The organism is Blastococcus sp. TML/M2B (assembly GCF_016612865.1).
Taxonomy (GTDB): domain Bacteria; phylum Actinomycetota; class Actinomycetes; order Mycobacteriales; family Geodermatophilaceae; genus Blastococcus.
The window spans coordinates 14,185-35,094 of sequence record NZ_JAENZZ010000004.1 but is presented as its reverse complement, the minus strand read 5'-3'; the positions used below and the strand labels follow the sequence as shown (position 1 = coordinate 35,094).

Here is a 20,910-nt window from a genome sequence, read left to right as displayed (position 1 = left end):
CATGGTCTGGTGGTGGAAAGATTTATCGGCTGAGGATGGGCCCGCGGCCTATCAGCTTGTTGGTGGGGTAGTGGCCTACCAAGGCGACGACGGGTAGCCGGCCTGAGAGGGTGACCGGCCACACTGGGACTGAGACACGGCCCAGACTCCTACGGGAGGCAGCAGTGGGGAATATTGCGCAATGCAGTCGATACGAGCAGACTAGAGTGTTGCAGGGGAGACTGGAATTCCTGGTGTAGCGGTGAAATGCGCAGATATCAGGAGGAACACCGGTGGCGAAGGCGGGTCTCTGGGCAACAACTGACGCTGAGGAGCGAAAGCGTGGGGAGCGAACAGGATTAGATACCCTGGTAGTCCACGCCGTAAACGTTGGGCGCTAGGTGTGGGGCTCATTCCACGAGTTCCGTGCCGCAGCTAACGCATTAAGCGCCCCGCCTGGGGAGTACGGCCGCAAGGCTAAAACTCAAAGGAATTGACGGGGGCCCGCACAAGCGGCGGAGCATGTTGCTTAATTCGATGCAACGCGAAGAACCTTACCTAGGCTTGACATGCACGGAAATCCTCCAGAGATGGTGGGTCCGTAAGGGCCGTGCACAGGTGGTGCATGGTTGTCGTCAGCTCGTGTCGTGAGATGTTGGGTTAAGTCCCGCAACGAGCGCAACCCTCGTTCTATGTTGCCAGCACGTCATGGTGGGGACTCATAGGAGACTGCCGGGGTCAACTCGGAGGAAGGTGGGGATGACGTCAAATCATCATGCCCCTTATGTCTAGGGCTGCAAACATGCTACAATGGCCGGTACAAAGGGCTGCGATACCGCGAGGTGGAGCGAATCCCAAAAAGCCGGTCTCAGTTCGGATTGGGGTCTGCAACTCGACCCCATGAAGTTGGAGTCGCTAGTAATCGCAGATCAGCAATGCTGCGGTGAATACGTTCCCGGGCCTTGTACACACCGCCCGTCACGTCACGAAAGTCGGTAACGCCCGAAGCCGGTGGCCCAACCCTTGTGGAGGGAGCCGTCGAAGGCGGGATCGGCGGGAGCCGATGAAGGACGTAGGAGGCTGCGATAAGCCTCGGGGAGCTGTCAACCGAGCGTTGATCCGAGGATTTCCGAATGGGGGAACCCCGCACCAGTCATGTGGTGTGACCCGCGCCTGAACACATAGGGCGTGTGGAGGGAACGTGGGGAAGTGAAACATCTCAGTACCCACAGGAAGAGAAAACAACCGTGATTCCGTGAGTAGTGGCGAGCGAAAGCGGATGAGGCTAAACCGATCGCATGTGATAGCCGGCAGGCGTTGTGTGGTCGGGGTCGTGGGACCGTTCCGAGTGTTCTGCCGAGCACTCAGGGAGTGAGAAAAGCACGTGTTAGTGGAAGGCCTCTGGAAGGGGTCGCCGTAGAGGGTGAGAGCCCCGTACACGAAAACATGTGCTCTCCCGAGCGTCATCCCAAGTAGCACCGAGCCCGTGAAATTCGGTGTGAATCTGGCGGGACCACCCGCTAAGCCTGAGTTAGTGGTACGTGGCGAGGTTAACCCGTGGGGGGTAGCCGTAGCGAAAGCGAGTCCGAACAGGGCGATTCAGTCGCGTGCCCTAGACCCGAAGCCGAGTGATCTACCCATGGCCAGGTTGAAGCGCGGGTAAGACCGCGTGGAGGACCGAACCCACTTAGGTTGAAAACTGAGGGGATGAGCTGTGGGTAGGGGTGAAAGGCCAATCAAACTCGGTGATAGCTGGTTCTCCCCGAAATGCATTTAGGTGCAGCGTCACGTGTTTCTTGCCGGAGGTAGAGCACTGGATGGCTAATGGGCCCCACAAGGTTACTGACGTCAACCAAACTCCGAATGCCGGTAAGTGAGAGCGTGGCAGTGAGACTGCGGGCGATAAGGTTCGTAGTCGAGAGGGAAACAGCCCAGATCATCGGCTAAGGCCCCTAAGCGTGTGCTAAGTGGAAAAGGATGTGGAGTCGCAGAGACAACCAGGAGGTTGGCTTAGAAGCAGCCACCCTTGAAAGAGTGCGTAATAGCTCACTGGTCAAGTGATTCCGCGCCGACAATGTAGCGGGGCTCAAGCACACCGCCGAAGCCGTGGCATTCATGCTTTTCCTGTCGGTCCTTGTGTGGGCCGGCCAGGTGTGTGGATGGGTAGGGGAGCGTCGTGTGGCGGTCGAAGCGGCGGAGTGATCCAGCCGTGGACGCCACGCGAGTGAGAATGCAGGCATGAGTAGCGAGAGGGGAGTGAGAAACTCAACAACCGGAAGACCAAGGGTTCCTGGGCCAGGCTAATCCGCCCAGGGTGAGTCGGGACCTAAGGCGAGGCCGACAGGCGTAGTCGATGGACAACGGGTTGATATTCCCGTACCCGCGAAGGAACGCCCATGCTGAACCCAGCGATGCTAACCACCCGATCCACCGGTCCTCACTTGTGAGGCGAGTGTGGGGAGGCTGGGACCCGGACTGGTAGTAGGCAAGCGATGGGGTGACGCAGGAAGGTAGTCCTACCGGTGAGTGGTAGTACCGGTGCAAGGGTGTGGCCCGCGGGGTAGGCAAATCCGTCCCGCATACAGGGTGAGACCTGACGCATAGCCGAATGAGGCGAATTGGATGATCCTATGCTGCCGAGAAAAGCCTCTAGCGAGTTCCGAGCGGCCCGTACCCCAAACCAACTCAGGTGGTCAGGTAGAGAATACCAAGGCGATCGAGCGAACTGTGGTTAAGGAACTCGGCAAAATGCCCCCGTAACTTCGGGAGAAGGGGGGCCATCTACTGTCAACCGCCTTGCGCGGGGTAGCGGTGGGTGGCCGCAGAGACCAGTGAGAAGCGACTGTTTACTAAAAACACAGGTCCGTGCGAAGTCGTAAGACGATGTATACGGACTGACGCCTGCCCGGTGCTGGAACGTTAAGGGGACGGGTTAGCCGTAAGGCGAAGCTCAGAACTCAAGCGCCAGTAAACGGCGGTGGTAACTATAACCATCCTAAGGTAGCGAAATTCCTTGTCGGGTAAGTTCCGACCTGCACGAATGGCGTAACGACTTCTCAGCTGTCTCAACCACAGGCTCGGCGAAATTGCACTACGAGTAAAGATGCTCGTTACGCGCGGCAGGACGGAAAGACCCCGGGACCTTTACTATAGCTTGATATTGGTGTTCGGTTCGGCTTGTGTAGGATAGGTGGGAGACTGTGAAGCGGGCACGCCAGTGTTCGTGGAGTCATCGTTGAAATACCACTCTGGTCGAATTGGATGTCTAACTTCGGTCCGTGATCCGGATCAGGGACAGTGTCAGGTGGGTAGTTTAACTGGGGCGGTTGCCTCCCAAAATGTAACGGAGGCGCCCAAAGGTTCCCTCAGCCTGGTTGGCAATCAGGTGTCGAGTGCAAGTGCACAAGGGAGCTTGACTGTGAGACCGACGGGTCGAGCAGGAGCGAAAGCTGGGACTAGTGACCCGGCACCGGCATGTGGAAGCGGTGTCGCTCAACGGATAAAAGGTACCCCGGGGATAACAGGCTGATCTTCCCCAAGAGTCCATATCGACGGGATGGTTTGGCACCTCGATGTCGGCTCGTCGCATCCTGGGGCTGGAGTAGGTCCCAAGGGTTGGGCTGTTCGCCCATTAAAGCGGTACGCGAGCTGGGTTTAGAACGTCGTGAGACAGTTCGGTCCCTATCCGCCGTGCGCGTAAGAGACTTGAGAAGAGCTGTCCCTAGTACGAGAGGACCGGGACGGACGAACCTCTGGTGTGCCAGTTGTACCGCCAGGTGCACTGCTGGTTAGCTACGTTCGGCAGGGATAACCGCTGAAAGCATCTAAGCGGGAAGCTCGCTTCAAGATGAGGTCTCTCACCGGGTCAACCGGGTAAGGCCCCCGCCCAGACCAGCGGGTTGATAGGCCGGAAGTGGAAGCACCGCAAGGTGTGGAGCTGACCGGTACTAATAGGCCGAGGGCTTGACCACACACACCCACTCGGGCCTGTGTGAGTAAGAGCCGGATAACAAGATTGCTTCGCGTCCACTGTGCGGTTCTGAACGCACGAACCAGGCATGGTTCAAGTTCACAGAGTTACGGCGGCCATGGCGAGAGGGAAACGCCCGGCAACATTCCGAACCCGGAAGCTAAGCCTCTCAGCGCCGATGGTACTGCCCTGGAGACGGGGTGGGAGAGTAGGACGCCGCCGGACAACCATTACGAACGGGGGTCAGAGCCACGTGCTCTGGCCCCCGTTCGCGTTGTCCGTTGTTCAGCTTTCGGCGGCTTGTGAGTGCGCCGCTATGTGATGAGGTACCCCGACGATGACTTCTCCGCGACGCGGTTCTGACGGCCCGCGCGGCTCCGGTAGCGGCCGTTCCGGCGCCGGCTCCGGCCGCCCGGGCTCCCGCGCCCAGCGCCCGGCCGGCGCTTCCGGTCGACCCGGCGCCCCGCGCAACGTCGCCGGCGGCCGCGGTGGGAACGGCGGGGACGGCGAGCGCCGGGCTCCGCGTCCGCAGAGCGACCGGGACGCCCGCTACTTCGCCGAGCGCGGCAACGACTCGAGCCCGCGTCGCGGTGCAGACGACCGGGGCGATGCCCGCGGACGTCCGGGTGGCCGGCCGACGAGCGGTGGTGCTCGCGGCGCCGGGTCGTCACGTGACGACCGCGGTGGCTGGCAGGAGCGTCGTCCCTCGACTGACCGCCCGCAGGGTGGCAGCTATCAGGATCGCCGCCCGTCCGGGGACCGTCCCCAGCGCGACCGTCCCCAGGGTGGTGGCTGGCAGGACCGTCGTCCCTCGGGTGACCGTCCGCAGCGTGATCGCCCCCAGGGTGGTGGCTGGCAGGACCGTCGTCCGGCAGGCGACCGCCCGCAGGGTGGCGGCTGGCAGGACCGCCGTCCCTCGGGTGACCGTCCGCAGCGTGGCGAGTGGCAGGACCGTCGTCCCTCGGGTGACCGCCCGCAGCGCGGCGAGGGTGGCGGCTACCAGGACCGCCGTCCGTCCGGTGGCCGCCCGCAGCGCGGGGACTGGCAGGACCGTCGCCCCTCGGGTGACCGCCCGCAGCGCGGCGAGGGTGGCGGCTACCAGGACCGCCGTCCGTCCGGCGACCGCCCGCAGCGCGGGGACTGGCAGGACCGTCGCCCCCCGGGTGACCGCCCGCAGCGTGGCGAGTGGCAGGACCGTCGCCCCGCCGGGGACCGCCCCCAGCGTGACCGTCCCCAGGGTGGTGGTTGGCAGAACCGCCCCTCCGGTGACCGCCCGCAGCGCGGCGACTGGCAGGACCGGCGCCCGTCCGGCGACCGGCCGCAGCGGTCCGGCCGTCCGGAGGGCGGTGCCGGGAACTGGCGGGACCGCCGTCCCGGCGACGACCGCCGCGGCGCCCCCGCGCGGGGTCCGCGTCCCGACGACCGGCAGGACCGTCGTCCGCCGCTGCCGCCCGGTCCCGAGCTCCCCGAGTGGGCCGACCCTCGCGAGCTCGACCCCGCGGTGCGTACCGCGCTGAAGGGTCTCGACCCCCGCGGCGTGGACAAGGTCGCCGCGCACCTCGTCGCTGCCGGCTCGCTGATCGACGAGGACCCGGAGACCGCCCTGGCGCACGCCCGCGCGGCGCGCGACCGGGCTTCCCGCGTCGCCGTCGTCCGGGAGGCGGTCGGCGTGGCCGCCTACCACGCCGGTGACTACGCCGAGGCGGCGCGCGAGCTCCGTGCCTACCGGCGGATGAGCGGCGACCACGGCTACCGCGCGGTGCTGGCGGACTGCGAGCGGGCCCTCGGTCGGCCCGAGGTCGCCCTGCGGCTCGTCGCCGAGGCGCTGACGGAGGAGCCGGACCAGGAGGAGACGGCCGAGCTGCGTCTGGTCGAGGCCGGCGCGCGCCGCGACCTCGGCGAGGACGCCGCCGCCCGGCTCGTCCTCGAGGCGGCGCTGGGTGGACGCCCGACGCCGGACTCCCTCACCGAAGGCGACGACATCCGGCTGCGCTTCGCCGCCGCCTACGCCGACCTGCTCTCCGCCCAGGGCGAGGAGGACCTCGCGCAGCAGTGGCACGACGCGATCGTCGCCGTCGACCCCGAGGCGCTCGCGGACTCCGTCGAGTTCACCGACCTCGACGACCTCATCGACGACGACGAGGACGACGACCTCGAGGCCGAGACCGAGGGCGCCGACCAGGATCAGACCCTGTCAGGTGGCGACGCCGCGCCGGAGGAGACCGACGCGGCGATCGACCCGGAGGACGCCGAGCTCGACGACGCCGAGGCACTCGAGGCAGCGATCGAGGCCGAGTTCGAGCGGTCCGACGACGAGGAGCCGGGAGCCGAGGAGTCAGCAGCCGACGCCGGCGCATTCCCGACCGGCGGCCGGTCGTTCCAGGACGAGGTCGAGGCCGAGGTGGCCGAGCTCCTGGGTGAGACCGGTGACGACGCGGACTCCGGAGCCGGCAGCACGGACAGCTGACAACCGGGCGGCGGGTGTCCACACCCGCCGCCCGCGTCCACAGATGGGGCACGCCCCTGTGCCGGGGCCCCCGGCCGATCCAGGCTCTGAGCATGAGCGTGGCTGTGATCGACCGGAACGACGTGGTGCTACGGGGACGGTTGTCCGCACCGGCAGAGGTCCGCACCCTGCCGAGCGGGGACACCCTGGTGACCTTCCGGCTGGTGGTGCGCCGGCCCGAGCCCCGGCCACGCGGTCAGACGGTCGACGTGCTCAGTTGCATCACCTACGACAAGTCGCTGCAGCGGCGCGTGGCGGCCTGGCAGCCCGGTGACGTCGTGGAGATCGAGGGTGCGCTCCAGCGGCGGTTCTGGCGCACCGGATCCGGCACCGCCTCGGTGTGCGAGGTCAACTGCCGGCGTGGGCGCAAGGTGCCCCGCGCCTCGGGGCCGGCGACCGAGCGCATCGCGTGAGGCGCGATCAGTCGTCCAGCGGCCGGAGCACGAGGCCGGTCCGCGGCTTGGGCACGAACAAGGTGGACTTGCGCGGCATCCGAGCCCCGGCGCGCGCCACGGCGGCGACGTCGGCGGGGAGGGCGGGCGGAGCAGGAGGGCGACGCCGTTGCGCTCGCCCGCCGTCCGCAGCGCCTCCTCGACGGTGTGCGCGATGAGCACGCTGCCCGGCTCGTCCGCCCGCGCCCACAACCCCTCGATCAGCCCCTTGTGCGCCAGCACGACGTCGAGTCCGCGCCAGGCGGCCGGTGCCTCGGCCGGCACCCGGTCGCGCACGGGGGCTCCCGGATCGCGCAGGCAGAGCAGGCGGAAGCCGTCGGTGACCAGGAAGCCCAGAGCGTCCGGCTCGGCCAGCCAGGCGTCGACAGCCGCGGTGATGGCGACCGCCGCCGGCCGGTCGGGGTCCAGCGCGAGCTCGCTCACGGCGAAGCCGACCGCTGCCCGGCGGGCAGCGTCGTCGAGCGGGAGGTCCGGTAGGACCCGGTGGATCGCGGCCACGCGCAGCCCGCCCGGGCCCATCGGCGTCAGCAGCGCGAGGACGGCGTCGCACCCCGGGCAGCCGGGGTCGGTGCGCTGGTGGGCACGGGCGGCGGCGAACCGGTGGTGGCCGTCGGCGATGACGGCGCCGGTGCGCCCGAACGCCCCGGCCAGCTCGCCGATCAGCGCGGGGTCGGTCACCCGCCACAGCCGGTGGCGGACGCCGTCGTCGTCGAGCACCTGCAGCGTCGGCTCGCTCCGGCGGGCGCGGTCGGTGAGCACGGCGACCTCGTGATCCGGGTCGTGGGCCAGCACGATCGGCTCGAGGTCGGTGCGGGTGGCGGCGAGCAGCGCGCGACGGCCCTCGACGGCGTCGGGGAAGGTGTCCTCGTGGGGAGGACCGCGGTCGAGCCCGGCACCGGCAACCCGACGGCGCCGAGCCAGCCCACCGTCGCGGCGTCGCCGTCGGCGGGCTGCAGCTCGTAGACCCACAGCGCCGATCGCTCGTCCCGTTCCAGGACGCCCTCGTCCTCCCACGCGGCGAGCATCCGCGCCGCCCGGGTTGCCCAGGCCGGCGCCGTCCCGGCTCCGCCCGCCGGTGCGGGATCGGCGGGGACGCCGGGCTCGGGCAGGATGAGCCGCACGATGTTGTGCGGATCGGCGCCGGCCAGGCGCTCCCGGCCGGCGGCGGTCACCAGGTCGTAGGCGGGCGAGCTCACCCGGGCCAGGTGGTCCGGGTCGTGCACGCGGTAGGTCAGCGCCCGGAAGGGGCGTACCTCCAGGCCCGTCGCGGTATCGGACGGGCGGTGGTCCGGCGACGACGAGGGCACCAGGGAATCGTAGGAGCGCCGCGCGGATGCGCCGGTGGCGCCCGCGGTACCGGCCGTCGGACCCGCAGGACAGCACATCCACGACAGCAGATCGAGAAGGAGAGGCCACGCGATGCCCGACCCGCGCCGCAGCCCGCTCGCGGCCGGCTCGCCCGGCCCCCTCGCCCAACAGCACGACGTCGCGCTGCTGGACCTCGACGGCGTGGTCTACGTCGGCTCCGAGGCGGTACCCGGAGTCCCCGGGGCGCTGCAGCAGGTCCGCCGCAGCGGCATGCGGCTGGGCTTCGTCACCAACAACGCCGCCCGGACGCCGGAGGAGGTGGCCGCACACCTGACCGAGCTGGGGGTCGAGGCGGCCGCGGCCGACGTCATCACCAGCTCCCAGGCGGCCGCGACGGTGGTGCTCGAGCTCCTGGGGCCGGGGGCGCGGATCCTGCCCGTGGGCGGGCCCGGGGTGGCGGCCGCCGTGCGCGCGGCCGGCCTGGAGGTCGTCGAGCGGGCCGAGGACGAGCCGGACGCCGTCGTGCAGGGCTACGGCCGGGAGGTCGGCTGGGCGCAGCTGGCCGAGGCGGTCGTCGCGGTGCGCAACGGTGCGCGGCACGTGGCCACCAACGCCGACGCCACGATCCCCTCCCCGCGCGGTCCGCTGCCGGGCAACGGGGCGATGGTGGGGGTCGTCAGCGCGGTCACCGGGCGTCCGCCGCTGGTCACCGGCAAGCCCGACCCGGCCATGCACGCCGAGTGCGTGCGGCGCACCCGAGCGCAGCGGCCCCTGGTCGTCGGGGACCGGCTGGACACCGACATCGAGGGCGCGCAGCGGGCGGGCGCGGCCAGCCTGCTCGTGCTCTCCGGCGTCACCGATGCCGCGACGCTGCTCGCCGCCGTACCCGAGCACCGGCCCGACCACCTCGCGCACGACGCCGCAGGCCTGCTCGACGTGCACCCGTCGGTGCAAGCTGACGCGGTGGGGTGGCGGTGCGGCGACTGGGTCGTGCGGCCGGCCGAGTCGGACGGGCTCCTGCTGGTGCACGAGCCGGCCGGCGACGGGAGAGCGCGCGCCGACGGCGCGGAGCGCGATCCGGACGGGGCCGCTCAGGGGTCCGACGGCGCGGTGCGGGGTTTCGACGGGCTGGACGGGTTGCGGGCGCTGTGCGTGGCGCACTGGATCCGGCACCCCGACGGCGGTGCCCCGGCCAGGGTGCTCGGCGAGGGCGTCGAGGCATCGACCGCGCTGCGGAACTGGGGGCTCGGCACCGGCTGACTGGGCCACGACGGCCCGGGACCACGGAGACGGCGCGCGGCCACGCGGACGGAACAGGACCACGGGAGACGGCGCGCGACCACGCGGACGGGACGGACCACGCGTGCCGGCGTGCGGCGGGACGCCGTGCGGTCAGGGTCGGGCGCGCGGCCCGGACGGTGCGAGCGCGGTCAGAGCAGCTTGCGCAGCCGGAGCATGTCGCGCAGGCCGGCCTCGAGCTTCACCCGGCCCGACGCCCACGCCGAGCCGAAGGACAGCCGGCCGCCGGTCAGGGCGACGAGGTCGTCGCTGGTCATGGTCAGCCGGATGTCGGCCTTCTCCACGGCGGGGCCGTCGGGAAGCACCTCGAGGTCCCGGACGCTGCCGGAGCTCAGCCGTCCGACGACCACCTGCTGCAGATCGGTCAACCGGCACGACAGGCTGCGGTCGAGGCCGGCGGCCGCGGGGTTCGCCGCGAGGTCGCCGAGGATGCCCCGCAGGGCGGTGAGGCATTCGTCCATCGTGGCCACGGGGGCGGTTCTCCTGCCGATGTCGGGACGTACCGGGCGCCAGACGTTATCGCCTGCCCTCGTCGCGCCGTGCCCCGTCGCCGGTGACCGGTAACCTCGGCGGGGCACGCGGCCGGTGCGACGGCACCCGGCCGCAGTCCGGCGTCCGCCCCGACGACCGGCCGCCACCACCTCCAGCGCAGGAAGCGATGACGATGACCGAGCCGAGCACGCAGCGCCCCGTCCCGGGTCCGCCGCGCCCGGCCGCGGTCGACGCGGAGCGCACCGGGGCGGACCGGTTCGCCGAGCTCGAGCAGCGCCCCGTCGCCGAGCACGTGGCCGTCTTCGAGGCCGAGCACGGCCGGCTGCAGCGCGAGCTCGGCACGATCGACCAGCTCTGATGGTGCGTCGCCGGCTCGATGCCGAGCTCGTGCGCCGCGGTCTGGCCCGCTCCCGCGAGCACGCGGTCGCGCTCATCGCCGAGGGCCGCGTCGCCGTCTCCGGGCGCGCGGCCACCAAGCCCGCCACCGGCGTGGACGCGGGCGAACCCGTCGTGGTCCGCACCGATCCCGACCAGCCCAGCTGGGTCTCCCGCGGCGCGCACAAGCTGCTCGGTGCGCTCGAGGCGTTCCCGGTCGCCGTCGAGGGCCGCCGCGCCCTGGACGCCGGCGCCTCCACCGGGGGCTTCACCGAGGTGCTGCTCAGCCGCGGCGCCGCCGAGGTCGTCGCCGTCGACGTCGGCTACGGCGAGCTGGCCTGGTCGCTGCGCACCGACGACCGGGTGCGGGTCCACGAGCGCACCAACGTGCGGACGCTGACCCCCGAGGCGATCGACGGTCCCGTCGACCTCGTCGTTGCCGACCTGTCGTTCATCTCGCTGCGGCTGGTGCTGCCCGCGCTCACCGCGTGCGCCGGCCCCGGGGCCGACCTGCTGCCGATGGTGAAGCCGCAGTTCGAGGTCGGGCGGGAACGGCTCGGCGCCGGCGGCGTCGTCCGGGACCCCGAGCACCGGGTGCAGGCCGTCCTCGAGGTGGCCGCGGCCGCGGCCGAGCTGGGCTGGGGGACCGCCGGCGTGGTCGCCAGCCCGCTGCCCGGGCCGGCCGGGAACGTGGAGTTCTTCCTGTGGTTGCGCCGCGACGCGGGGCCGGTGCAGGAGCACGACGTCCGTCGAGCAGTCCAGGAGGGACCGCAGTGAGTCCGACCAGCGAGGGCGGCACCGCCCCGCAGCCACGGCGCGTGCTGCTGACCGTGCACACCGGCCGGCACGACATCGTCGAGCTGGCCCGCAGCTCCGCCGCCCGGCTGCAGGCCGGCGGCATCGTCGTGCGCCTGCTCGAGGACGAGGCACGCGAGCTGCACATCGACGGCGCCGAGATCGTGCCCGCCGACGCGCACGCCGCGCGCGACACCGAGATCGTCATGGTCTTCGGCGGCGACGGCACGTTCCTGCGCGCCGCCGAGCTGGCCCGGTTCACCGACGCCGCCCTCATGGGGGTCAACCTCGGCCGGGTCGGCTTCCTCGCCGAGACCGAGCCCGAGGCGGTCGAGGAGACGCTCCAGGCCATCGAGCACTGCGAGTACTCCGTCGAGGAGCGGCTGGCGATCGAGGTGGACGTCGTCGACGCCGACGGCGCGGTCGTCGGCGGCACCTGGGCGCTCAACGAGGTGTCGATCGAGAAGGCCGAGCGCTCCCGCGTCCTCGACGTCGTCATCCTCATCGACGGCCGGCCGCTGACCAGCTTCGGCTGCGACGGCGTGCTGTGCGCGACCCCCACCGGCTCCACCGCCTACGCCTTCTCCGCGGGTGGCCCGGTCGTGTGGCCCGACGTCGAGGCGCTGCTGCTCGTGCCGACCAACGCCCACGCCCTGTTCGCCCGGCCGCTGGTGACCTCGCCGAACTCGGTGCTCACCGTCTCGATCCCCGCCGACGGCAACCGCGCCCGCGTCTCCGCCGACGGGCGGCGGATGGTCAGCGTCCCCGACGGCGGGCGCGTCGACGTCCGCAAGGCGACCCGCCCCGTGCGGATCGCCCGCGTGCACGCGGCCACCTTCGGCGACCGCCTCGTGGCCAAGTTCGGGCTCCCCGTGCGCGGCTTCCGCGACGCCCGGCACGCCGGGCCCGGGCACGAGCTCACCACCAGCCGGAACGTGCTGACCCGCGAGGTCGTCGACCGGTTCGGCGACGTCGTGGCCGGAGGGGAGGCGGCCGGTGGCGGCACGCACGACCACGTCTGAGCGCACCGCGCCGGCCCCCGAGGCGACCGGCCCCGGGCGGCTCACCGAGCTGCGCATCCGGGGCCTGGGCGCCATCGACGACGTCACCCTCGAACTGGGCCCCGGGCTGACGGTGGTCACCGGGGAGACCGGCGCGGGCAAGACGATGGTCGTCACCGGCCTCACGCTCCTGTTCGGCGGCCGCGCCGACCCGGGCCGGGTCCGGGCCAACGGCCGCGCCGGCGTCGAGGGCCGGCTGGCGCTGCCCGCCGACTCCCCGGCCTGGCAGCGCGCCGCGGACGCCGGTGCCGACCCGGACGACGACGGCAGCCTGATCCTGGCCCGCACGGTGAGCGCCGAGGGCCGCTCCCGGGCCTTCCTCGGCGGCCGCAGCGTGCCGGTGGGCGTCGTTCGCCGAGCTGGCCGAGAGCCTGCTCGCAGTGCATGGCCAGACCGACCAGCTCCGGCTCTCCCGCCCCGCGGAGCAGCGCCGCGCCTTGGACCGCTACGCCGGGCCCGAGCACCTCGCGGCCCTCGAGAGCTACCGCGAGGCGCACGACCGCTGGCGGGCGGCGGTCGCCGATCTGGAGCGCCGGCAGACCCAGGCGCGCGAGCTGGCGCAGGCCGCCGAGGTGCTGAGGCACGGGCTCGAGGAGATCGAAGCCGTGGCGCCGGAGCCCGGCGAGGACGAGGTGCTGGCCACCCAGGTGAAGCGGCTCAGCGACGCCGACGCGCTGCGCGCCGCCGCCGACGAGGCCCGCCTGGCCCTGGTCGGGGACGTCACCGGCGACCTCGGTGGCGAAGAGGCGCCGCAGGACGCGACGGCGGCGCTGGCGATCGCCGAGCGGTCGCTGGCCGGCTCCGACGACCCGACGCTGGTCATGCTCGCCCAGGACCTCGCCGACGCCGTCGCGGTGGTCTCCGACGTCGCCGGCCAGCTCGCCGGGTACGTGGCCGACCTGGACGCCGACCCCGCACGGCTGGCCGAGGTGCTCGACCGGCGGGCCCTGATCACCGGCCTGGTGCGCAAGTACGCCGACGTCGGCGAGGGCGTGGGCGGGGTGCTGGCGTGGGCCGCCGACGCCGCGCAGCGGCTGGCCCAGCTGGACGTCTCCGACGAGGCCCTCGCGCAGCTGGCCGCCGAGCGGGACGCCGCCCGGGCCGAGGTCGACGCGCTCGGCGCGGAGATCTCCGCGGGCCGCCGGTCCGCCGCGGAGGGCTTCGCCGCCGAGGTGGGCCGGGAGCTGGCCGGGCTGGCCATGAAGAGCGCCCGCGTCTCCTTCTCCATCGACAGCCACCCCGACGAGCCCGGCCCCGAGGGGATCGACACGGTGGCGCTGCTGCTCGCCGCCCACCCGGGCGCGCCCGCCCGCCCGGTGCACAAGGGCGCGTCGGGCGGTGAGCTCTCCCGCGTCATGCTCGCCATCGAGGTGGTCTTCGCCGGCGCCGACCCGGTGCCGGTCATGGTCTTCGACGAGGTCGACGCCGGCGTCGGCGGCCAGGCGGCGGGCGAGATCGGCCGCCGGCTGGCCCGGCTGGCCCGCCAGCACCAGGTCGTCGTCGTCACCCACCTCGCGCAGGTGGCCGCTTTCGCCGACACGCACCTCGTCGTCGACAAGTCGCCCGACACCGGGGCCGGGGTCACCGCCACCGACATCCGCGCCGTGGAGGACGACGACCGGGTGCGGGAGCTCGCCCGCATGCTGTCCGGGCTCGCCGACAGCGACACCGGCCAGGCGCACGCCCGCGAGCTGCTGGCCGTCGCCGCGGAAGCGCGCGGCTGAACCGGCCGTTCCCGGTCGGGTGATCCGCGCTTGCCGAGGTCAGAGGCGGGGTAGGGCCGGGCGGTGACCTGCTTCTCCTCGGCCGACGAGTCGGCCCACTACGGCTTCTCCGTCTGCATGCTCCTCCGAGCACTACCGGGACCAGCTGGGCTGGGAGCGCGACGGCGTGGTCGAGCTGGGGAGCGGTGACGCCACCGCCATCTCCGACGTCGTGTCGAGCCTGCCCGGCCTGCGCGTCCGCGGCTTCGACATCAGCCCGCCCTCGGTCGACAAGGCCCGGGAGAACATCCGCGCCCGCGGCGTCGAGGACCGCTACACCGTCGAGCTGGGGAACTTCTTCGACCACGCCGACGCCTCCGGCGGGCCGCAGATCGCCACGGTGATCTCCAACCCGCCCTACATCCCCGCACCCGACCGCGACATCCTCATGCCCGAGCTCTGGGGCGGGGTGCACGGCAACGACCTGGTGCTGCAGCTGCTCAAGAGCGGCTACGACAACGTGATCGCCGCCGTCGCCAGCTACTCCGACCCGCTGACCACGATCCGCACCGCCGAGGACGCCGGCTACCGGGTGGCGAACTTCCTCGCGATGGGCCTGGACTACGGCACCTACAGCAGCGAGCCCAAGGTGCGCGACCACATCCGCCGGCTCGTCGCCGAGGGCCGCGGCTGGGCCGGCGACGACGAGTACATGGTCGCCGTGGCCCTGTTCACCCGGAACCCCGACGTCCCCGGCGACCGCGCCGACCAGCTGCTGCGGGCCCTGCAGTTGTGAGCCCCGGGGAGCGGGGCCCGCAGGGCCCCGCTCCCCGGGAGCGTCAGCGCCGCTTGGCGTAGCCGGCGAGACCGAACTGGAGCAGCGCCAGGCCCCGGCGGCCCTGGCGGCGCAGCTCGCCGGAGAGCTCCGGTCCGGTGACCCCGGCGAGCACGCGGTCGCGGGCCAGCTCCAGCAGCGACGCGTACAGCCCGAGGACGGCGTGCGCGGCGAGCCACGGCTCCACCTGACCGGGCCACGCCCGGGTCTCCTCGGCGATGAGGCCGGCCAGCGCGTCGGTGAGCTCGCCCAGGATCTCCCGCTCGCGCACCTGCAGCGTCCGGCTGCCTCGGATGACCCGCGCCATGCGGGCGCACGCCCTCGGCGGCCTCCGGCGCGCCGAGCAGCCCCACGGCGGCGACGACGAAGCTCCCGGCCGCGGCGGACACCGACTCGCCCGACGGGCGGGAGCGCACCGCGTCGAGCAGCGCCTCGCGCATCGGCGGATCGGCGTCGAAGACCAGGCCCTCCTTCACCGGGAAGTGGTTGAACACCGTCTTCTCGACCACGCCCGCGCGCTTGGCGATCTCGATCACGCTCACCGCGTCGAAGCCCCGCTCGGCGAACAGCTCGGCAGCCGCGTCGACGATCCGGGCCCGCGTCTCCTGGTAACGCTGCTCACGTCGTCCGGGGGTGCGCGCGGCGCGCCGGGCCGCATCGGCACCGGCGGCGCCGGCAGGTGCACCGGGGTCGGCGGAGCCCGCAGCGTCCGCGGCGCCGGAGGTCTCGTCCGGACCGCCGTCCAGCACCTCGGCGGGCGGTTCGGGCGGCGGGGGAGCGGTGGGGAACGCCCTGATCAGCGGCGAGGGGACCGACGGCGTGCGGTCGGTCGCCGGCGCCGTCGGCACAGGGGGAAGCGGGTCGGTACGGGGCACAGCGCGGGCCACTCCAGTCACGCGCGCCACGCTAGTCACGACTCGGTAACGGTCCCGCGCGAGCACCGACGGCGCCGACGCTGGCGTGTCGCGCGCCCCGCGGTGTCGTGCACTCTGCGTGACCGACGGGTCGCGCTCGCGCGTCGGTGGACCGGCCGGTCACGCCCCCGTGAAAGCATGGAGGCCATGCGCATCGGCACCCTCGGACGTCGCCGGGCACAGGAGTCGGGACCGGGTGTCACTGGCACCGTCCGGCTGGACCGCCGCACCAAGAACCTGACCAAGCGGCTGCGCCCCGGCGACATCGCGGTCATCGACCACGTCGACATCGACCGGGTGAGCGCCGACGCGCTCGTCGGCTGCAAGGTCGCCGCGGTGGTCAACGCCGCGCCCAGCATCTCCGGCCGCTACCCCAACCTGGGCCCCGAGATCCTGGTCAACGCCGGGATCCCGCTGCTCGACGGCGTCGGCCGCGACGTCTTCGCCGCCCTCAAGGAGGGCGCCGAGGTCCGGCTGCACGAGGGCAAGCTGCTCACCGAGGACGGCACGGTCGTCGCCGAGGGCGTCGCACAGGACGCCGAGCGGGTCGCCGCCTCCATGGCCGAGGCGCGCGCCGGGCTCTCCACCCAGCTCGAGGCGTTCGCCGCCAACACGATGGAGTACATGAAGCGCGAGCGCGCGCTGCTCCTCGACGGCGTCGGCGTGCCCGACGTGACGACGCCGATCGACGGCCGGCACGTGCTGATCGTCGTCCGCGGCTACGACTACAAGGAGGACCTGCACGCGCTGCGGTCCTACATCCGCGACTACCGCCCGGTGCTCATCGGCGTCGACGGCGGCGCGGACGCGCTCATCGAGGCCGGCTACCAGCCCGAGATGATCATCGGGGACATGGACTCGGTGAGCGACGCCTCGCTCACCTCCGGCGCCGAGGTCGTCGTCCACGCCTACCCCGACGGGCGGGCTCCCGGCCTGCCGCGGGTGCAGGAGCTCGGCGTCGACGCGATCACCTTCCCCGCGGCGGCGACCAGCGAGGACATCGCGATGCTGCTGGCCGACGAGAAGGGCGCCAAGCTCATCGTCGCCGTCGGCACGCACGCCACCCTCGTGGAGTTCCTCGACAAGGGCCGCGGCGGCATGGCCTCCACCTTCCTCACCCGGCTGCGCCTGGGCGGCAAGCTCGTCGACGCCAAGGGCGTCAGCCGGCTCTACCGCAGCCGCATCTCCACCGCCGCGCTGGTGGTCCTGGTGCTGGCGGCCTTCGTCGCCATCGGCTCCACCCTCGCCGTCTCCTCGGCCGGACGCGTGTACTTCGATCTGCTGCTCGACCAATGGAACAGCTTCGTGTTCTGGCTGGAGAACCTCTTCTCGTGATCGACTTCCGCTACCACCTGGTCTCCCTGATCGCGGTCTTCCTGGCGATCGCGCTGGGCATCGTCGTCGGCACCACCCAGCTCAACGGGCCGATCCTGGACCGGCTGGAGACCCAGGTCGACTCCCTCGAGCAGGACAAGCGGTCGCTGGAGGACCAGACCCGGGAGCTGCAGGGCTCGCTGGACACCTCCGACGAGTTCGAGTCCGCGCTGGCCCCCGCCCTGGTGGACGGCGCGCTGGCCGGGAGCAGCGTGCTGCTCGTCGTCGCCAGCCCCGAGGTCGAGACCGGCGACGTCGAGGAGGTCAGCGCGCTGATCACCCAGGCCGGCGGCACGGTCTCCGGGCAGATCTCGCTCACCCCCGCCTACACCGACCCCTCCACGGAGTCCAGCCTGCGCAGCTACGTCACCGGCGCGGGCCTGCCCGCCGGGGTCACGCTGCCCGACGGCGACGACGCCGGCCGGCTGGTCGGCTCGCTGCTCGCCCAGGTGCTGATGATCCCCTCCGGTGGCACCGCCCCCGACACCGCCGCCACCGCCTCCGTGCTCGCCGGCCTGCCGGCGCTCGAGGTGCTGACCACCGACAGCGACTCGGTGAGCCCGGCCAACTTCGCGCTGGTCCTCACCGCCGGTGAGTTCACCGGGGCGCAGGCCGCCGAGCGGAACCAGACGCTGGTCGAGCTGGTGACCGCCTTCGACTCGGCCGGGTCCGGCGCGGTCGTCGCCGGCGACGCCGCCTCGGCGCGCGACAACGGCCTCATCGGCACGATCCGGGAGGACCCGACCGTCTCGGCGGCGGTCTCCACCGTGGACAACCTGGGCTCGCCGGCCGGCCAGATCAGCACCGTGCTGGCGCTGCGCGCCGAGGGCGAGGGCACCTCCGGCGCCTACGGCACCGGCGAGGACACCCAGCCGGTGCCGCCGGTGCGGCCCGCCACCTCGTGAGGCCGCGCAGCCGGGCGGCCCTCGCACTCGCCGGGGCCGGCGCCGGCCGGCTCGCGCTCGCCGGCGCGGCCGCGCTCATGGCGGACGAGCGCGGGGAGCCGTGGCGGCGCACGAACTACGCCGGCCGCCCGGTGACCCTGCTCGGTGGCCCCGCCCTGGCCGCCGCCGCCACCGCGACGTCCGCTCTGGGGGCGCCCGCGGGCTGGCGTGCCGCGGCGGTCGTCGCCGGCGGGGTGTCCGGCCTGGTCGGCGGGTACGACGACCTGGCCGGCGCCCGCCCGGAGCAGGCCCGGGACAAGGGCCTGGCCGGGCACCTGCGCGCCCTGCGGGCCGGCCGCGTCTCCGCCGGCGCGGTCAAGGTCGCCGGGATCGGCGCCGCCGGAGCGGTCGCCGCGCTGCTCACCTCCCGGGGCCGCGGCACCGGCGCGCTGGCCGACGCCGTCCTCACCACCGGCCTGGTCGCCGGCACCGCGAACCTGGTCAACCTGCTCGACCTCCGGCCCGGGCGGGCGGCGAAGGCCGGGCTGCTCACCGCCGCGGCCACGCTGGCTGGTCCGGCCGGCCCGCTGGTGGCCGGCCCGCTCGGTGCCACCGCCGCGGTGCTGCCCGCCGATCTCGGCGAGCGGGTCATGCTCGGCGACAGCGGGGCCAACGCCCTCGGGGCGCTGCTCGGCCTGCGCCTGGCCGCGGGGCCCTCGCGCGGCCGCCGGGCCGGTCTGCTGGCCGGCGTCGTCGCGCTGACGCTGGCCAGCGAGAAGGTCAGCTTCACGCGGGTCATCGAGGCCACTCCCGGCCTGCGGGACCTGGACCGGCTCGGCCGCCGGGCGTCGTGACCCGCCGGACGGTCGCGCAGGGGGTCGCCGGCGCGGCGGCGCTGATCGCCGTCCTCACGCTGCTGGCGCGGGTGGCCGGCTTCGGCCGCCAGCTGGTCTTCACCAACGCGGTGGGCGCGGACACCACCGGGGACACCTACCAGGCGGCCAACACCGTCCCCAACATCGTCTTCGAGGTCGTCGCCGGCGGCGCGCTGGCCAGCCTCGTCGTCCCCATGCTCGCCGGCGGGATCGCGGTCGGGGACCGGGAGCAGGTGCGCCGGACGGCGTCGGCGCTGCTCGGCTGGACGATGCTGGTCCTGGCGCCGCTCGCCGTGCTCATCGCCGTGTTCGCCGAGCCGATCGCCCGCGTGCTGGCTCCGGGCGACCAGGCGGAGGTCGACCTCGCCGCCCGGCTCCTGGTCGTCTTCGCCCCGCAGGTCGTGCTCTACGGCCTGGGCATCGTGCTGGCCGGCGTGCTGCAGGCCCACCGGCACTTCGCCGCCCCCGCGATCGCCCCGCTGCTCTCCAGCGTGGTGGTGGCCGGGGCCTACCTGGTCTTCGCGGCCATGGACGGCGGGCGGGAGGTCGGCGACCTGAGCCGCGCGGCCGAGCTGGTCCTCGGCGTGGGGACGACGCTGGGCGTGGTGGCGTTGAGCCTGAGCCTGCTCGTCCCGCTGCGCCGCCTCGGTCTGGGCCTGCGGCCCGCGCTGCGCTTCCCGGTGGGCGCCGCGCCGCGGGTCCGCCGGCTGGCCGTCGCGGGCGTGCTGACGCTGGCCGGCCAGCAGCTGGTCGCCTTCGTCGCCATCCCGGCTCACCGGCGGGGACGCCCCCGACGGCAGCCTGGTGATCTACGGCGCCGGGCTCACGCTCTTCCTCGTCCCGTGGGCCGCACTGGCCGTGCCGCTGGCGACCTCGGCCTACCCGTGGCTCGCCGAGCGGGCCGAGCTCGGCGACGACGACGGGTACGCCCGGGCGCTGGCCCCGGTGACCGCGCTCGTGGTCGCCGCCTCGGCCGGGGCCGCCGCGCTGCTGGTCGCCGGGGCGGGGCCCGTGGCGCGGGTCTTCCTGAGCTCGGGCTCCGACGCCGGTGTGGCCGCCCTCCGCGACACCACGATCGCCTTCGCGCCGGGGCTCGTGGGCTACGGGCTGGTCGCCGTCCTCACCCGGGCGCTGTACGCGCGCGGGCTCTGGAAGGCGCCCACCGCCTGCGTGCTCGGCGGCTGGCTGCTGGCCTGCGTCGCCGACGTCGTCCTCGCCGCGGTGCTGCCCGACGAGCACCGGGCCGCGGCGCTCGGCGCCGGGCACACCCTCGGGGTGACCGTGGCCGGGCTGGCGCTCCTCGTCGTGGTCGCCCGCGCCGCGCCCGCCGGCTCGCTCGGCGGCCTGCCCCGCATCGGGGTGACCGCGCTCGTCGCGGCGGCGGCAGCAGCGGCCGCCGGGCTCGCCCTGTCCCGGTCCCTCGGCGGGGACCCGGTCCCCGGCGACGGGGTCCTCGCCGCCATCGGTGTCGGCGTGCTGGCCGGAGCGCTCGTGCTCGTCGTCTTCCCGGCCGTCATGATGGGGGCCGCGCGCGGTCCGCTGACCGCCGCGCTGCGCGCCCTGCGCGCACCCGACCGGCAGGAGGTGCACCGTGGCTGAGCGCCCGCTCGCCGGTCGCCGGGTCGTCGAGGTGCTGGCCACCAGCGCCGGCGGCGTCGGCACGCACGTCCGGGCGCTGCTGCCGGTGGTGCGCGAGGCCGGCGCCGACGTCGGCGTGTGCGGTGCCCCGGCGACCGAGGAGCTGTTCGGCTTCACCGCATCGGGGGCGGACTTCACGCCGGTGGGCATCTCCACCGGCCTGGCGCCGGTGGCCGACGCGCGCGCGGTGCTCCAGCTGCGCCGCGCGCTGGCCGGCGCGGACCTGGTGCACGCCCACGGCCTGCGCGCGGGTCTCGTGGCCGCGGCGGCGCTGCGGCTGCCCGGTGCCCGCCCACCGCTGGTGCTCACGCTGCACAACGCCCTGCAGGAGGGCGGCGGCCGGCTGCGCGGCGCGCTGCAGGCCCTGGAGCGGCTGACCGTGCGCGGCGCCGACCTCGTGCTCGCCGTCTCCAGCGACCTGGCGGCCAACGCCCGCCGGGCCGGCGCCCG

General features: G+C 73.0%; 15 protein-coding genes, 1 rRNA gene, 4 pseudogenes and 1 other annotated feature. Of the genes and pseudogenes, 16 read left to right on the top strand and 4 right to left on the bottom strand.

Annotated elements, in window-relative coordinates; translation table 11 throughout:
- Nucleotides 1–3,950 (top strand) — a sequence feature (most likely nonfunctional fraction of RNA operon).
- 107 nt (nt 3,951–4,057) lie between these two features.
- Nucleotides 4,058–4,174, top strand: a 5S ribosomal RNA gene (gene rrf / locus JKP75_RS19795).
- Between the two features lie 442 nt (nt 4,175–4,616).
- On the opposite strand, the gene JKP75_RS19790 is transcribed toward rrf, so the two are convergent.
- Nucleotides 4,617–5,507, bottom strand: coding sequence for a hypothetical protein (locus tag JKP75_RS19790; protein WP_200491783.1), 891 nt, complete (start codon nt 5,505–5,507; stop codon nt 4,617–4,619).
- Between JKP75_RS19790 and JKP75_RS19785 the strand changes: the two genes are divergently transcribed.
- Nucleotides 5,487–6,416: a tol-pal system YbgF family protein gene (locus JKP75_RS19785; RefSeq protein WP_200491782.1), complete on the top strand. Its 930-nt coding sequence runs from the start codon at nt 5,487–5,489 to the stop codon at nt 6,414–6,416. The two genes, JKP75_RS19790 and JKP75_RS19785, sit on opposite strands and share 21 nt — an antisense overlap.
- Nucleotides 6,417–6,508: 92 nt before the next feature.
- A complete protein-coding gene (locus JKP75_RS19780) occupies nt 6,509–6,868 on the top strand; it encodes a single-stranded DNA-binding protein (protein ID WP_200491781.1) in 360 nt (119 codons plus the stop codon).
- Between the two features lie 321 nt (nt 6,869–7,189).
- Here JKP75_RS19780 and JKP75_RS19775 read toward each other — a convergent pair.
- A pseudogene (locus tag JKP75_RS19775) lies at nt 7,190–8,292 on the bottom strand (DUF1015 domain-containing protein); the annotation flags it as partial.
- Nucleotides 8,293–8,326: 34 nt separating this feature from the next.
- Here JKP75_RS19775 and JKP75_RS19770 point away from each other — a divergent pair.
- Complete coding sequence (locus JKP75_RS19770; protein WP_200491779.1) at nt 8,327–9,475, top strand: HAD-IIA family hydrolase; 1,149 nt, start codon at nt 8,327–8,329, stop codon at nt 9,473–9,475.
- A 170-nt stretch (nt 9,476–9,645) separates the two neighbouring features.
- On the opposite strand, the gene JKP75_RS19765 is transcribed toward JKP75_RS19770, so the two are convergent.
- On the bottom strand, nt 9,646–9,975 hold the full coding sequence (locus tag JKP75_RS19765) for an alkyl sulfatase C-terminal domain-containing protein (protein WP_207147014.1): 330 nt from the start codon (nt 9,973–9,975) through the stop codon (nt 9,646–9,648).
- A gap of 203 nt (nt 9,976–10,178) precedes the next feature.
- On the opposite strand from JKP75_RS19765, the gene JKP75_RS19760 reads away from it, so the two are divergent.
- From JKP75_RS19760 to JKP75_RS19740, 6 genes and pseudogenes are all read left to right on the top strand, one after another.
- The gene (locus tag JKP75_RS19760; RefSeq protein ID WP_200493436.1) at nt 10,179–10,364 is read left to right on the top strand and encodes a hypothetical protein; all 186 of its coding nucleotides are present in this window, start codon (nt 10,179–10,181) and stop codon (nt 10,362–10,364) included.
- On the top strand, nt 10,364–11,158 hold the full coding sequence (locus JKP75_RS19755; RefSeq protein ID WP_200491777.1) for a TlyA family RNA methyltransferase: 795 nt from the start codon (nt 10,364–10,366) through the stop codon (nt 11,156–11,158). Before JKP75_RS19760 ends, JKP75_RS19755 begins: the two co-directional genes overlap by 1 nt.
- Nucleotides 11,155–12,198: an NAD kinase gene (locus JKP75_RS19750; protein WP_200493435.1), complete on the top strand. Its 1,044-nt coding sequence runs from the start codon at nt 11,155–11,157 to the stop codon at nt 12,196–12,198. The genes JKP75_RS19755 and JKP75_RS19750 overlap by 4 nt, the downstream gene beginning before the upstream one ends.
- Nucleotides 12,173–12,334 (top strand): annotated as a pseudogene (locus JKP75_RS24230) (hypothetical protein); the annotation flags it as partial. The gene JKP75_RS19750 and the pseudogene JKP75_RS24230, both read left to right, overlap by 26 nt.
- Nucleotides 12,335–12,617: 283 nt before the next feature.
- Nucleotides 12,618–13,961, top strand: a complete 1,344-nt coding sequence (locus JKP75_RS19745) for a DNA repair protein RecN (protein WP_309230079.1) — start codon at nt 12,618–12,620, stop codon at nt 13,959–13,961.
- A gap of 166 nt (nt 13,962–14,127) precedes the next feature.
- Complete coding sequence (locus JKP75_RS19740; protein WP_242473674.1) at nt 14,128–14,736, top strand: methylase; 609 nt, start codon at nt 14,128–14,130, stop codon at nt 14,734–14,736.
- 43 nt (nt 14,737–14,779) lie between these two features.
- Here the strand turns inward: JKP75_RS19740 and JKP75_RS22240 are convergent, their stop codons facing one another.
- Complete coding sequence (locus tag JKP75_RS22240; protein WP_242473679.1) at nt 14,780–15,082, bottom strand: hypothetical protein; 303 nt, start codon at nt 15,080–15,082, stop codon at nt 14,780–14,782.
- Nucleotides 15,083–15,827: 745 nt separating this feature from the next.
- Between JKP75_RS22240 and steA the strand changes: the two genes are divergently transcribed.
- The 6 genes and pseudogenes from steA to JKP75_RS24825 form a co-directional block, all read left to right on the top strand.
- Nucleotides 15,828–17,024 (top strand): putative cytokinetic ring protein SteA, encoded by a 1,197-nt coding sequence (gene steA, locus JKP75_RS19730; RefSeq protein WP_242471964.1) that lies wholly within the window; start codon nt 15,828–15,830, stop codon nt 17,022–17,024.
- A complete protein-coding gene (locus JKP75_RS19725) occupies nt 17,021–17,968 on the top strand; it encodes a copper transporter (RefSeq protein WP_200491772.1) in 948 nt (315 codons plus the stop codon). Before steA ends, JKP75_RS19725 begins: the two co-directional genes overlap by 4 nt.
- Nucleotides 17,965–18,801 (top strand): hypothetical protein, encoded by an 837-nt coding sequence (locus tag JKP75_RS19720; protein WP_200491771.1) that lies wholly within the window; start codon nt 17,965–17,967, stop codon nt 18,799–18,801. The genes JKP75_RS19725 and JKP75_RS19720 overlap by 4 nt, the downstream gene beginning before the upstream one ends.
- Nucleotides 18,798–19,526 (top strand): annotated as a pseudogene (murJ, locus tag JKP75_RS23255) (murein biosynthesis integral membrane protein MurJ); the annotation flags it as partial. The gene JKP75_RS19720 and the pseudogene murJ, both read left to right, overlap by 4 nt.
- 100 nt (nt 19,527–19,626) lie before the next feature.
- Nucleotides 19,627–20,421, top strand: coding sequence for a lipid II flippase MurJ (locus JKP75_RS23250; protein ID WP_309230078.1), 795 nt, complete (start codon nt 19,627–19,629; stop codon nt 20,419–20,421).
- Nucleotides 20,414–20,869 (top strand): annotated as a pseudogene (locus tag JKP75_RS24825) (glycosyltransferase family 4 protein); the annotation flags it as partial. The gene JKP75_RS23250 and the pseudogene JKP75_RS24825, both read left to right, overlap by 8 nt.
- Nucleotides 20,870–20,910 lie beyond the last annotated feature (41 nt).

Bases quoted from the DNA above. Each gene is read 5' to 3' on its own strand.
- JKP75_RS19780 (WP_200491781.1), top strand. From the start codon at position 6,509: ATGAGCGTGGCTGTGATCGACCGGAACGACGTGGTGCTACGGGGACGG.
- JKP75_RS19770 (WP_200491779.1), top strand. From the start codon at position 8,327: ATGCCCGACCCGCGCCGCAGCCCGCTCGCGGCCGGCTCGCCCGGCCCC.
- JKP75_RS19765 (WP_207147014.1), bottom strand. From the start codon at position 9,975: ATGGACGAATGCCTCACCGCCCTGCGGGGCATCCTCGGCGACCTCGCG.
- JKP75_RS19760 (WP_200493436.1), top strand. From the start codon at position 10,179: ATGACCGAGCCGAGCACGCAGCGCCCCGTCCCGGGTCCGCCGCGCCCG.
- JKP75_RS19755 (WP_200491777.1), top strand. From the start codon at position 10,364: ATGGTGCGTCGCCGGCTCGATGCCGAGCTCGTGCGCCGCGGTCTGGCC.
- JKP75_RS22240 (WP_242473679.1), bottom strand. From the start codon at position 15,082: ATGGCGCGGGTCATCCGAGGCAGCCGGACGCTGCAGGTGCGCGAGCGG.
- steA (WP_242471964.1), top strand. From the start codon at position 15,828: ATGGAGGCCATGCGCATCGGCACCCTCGGACGTCGCCGGGCACAGGAG.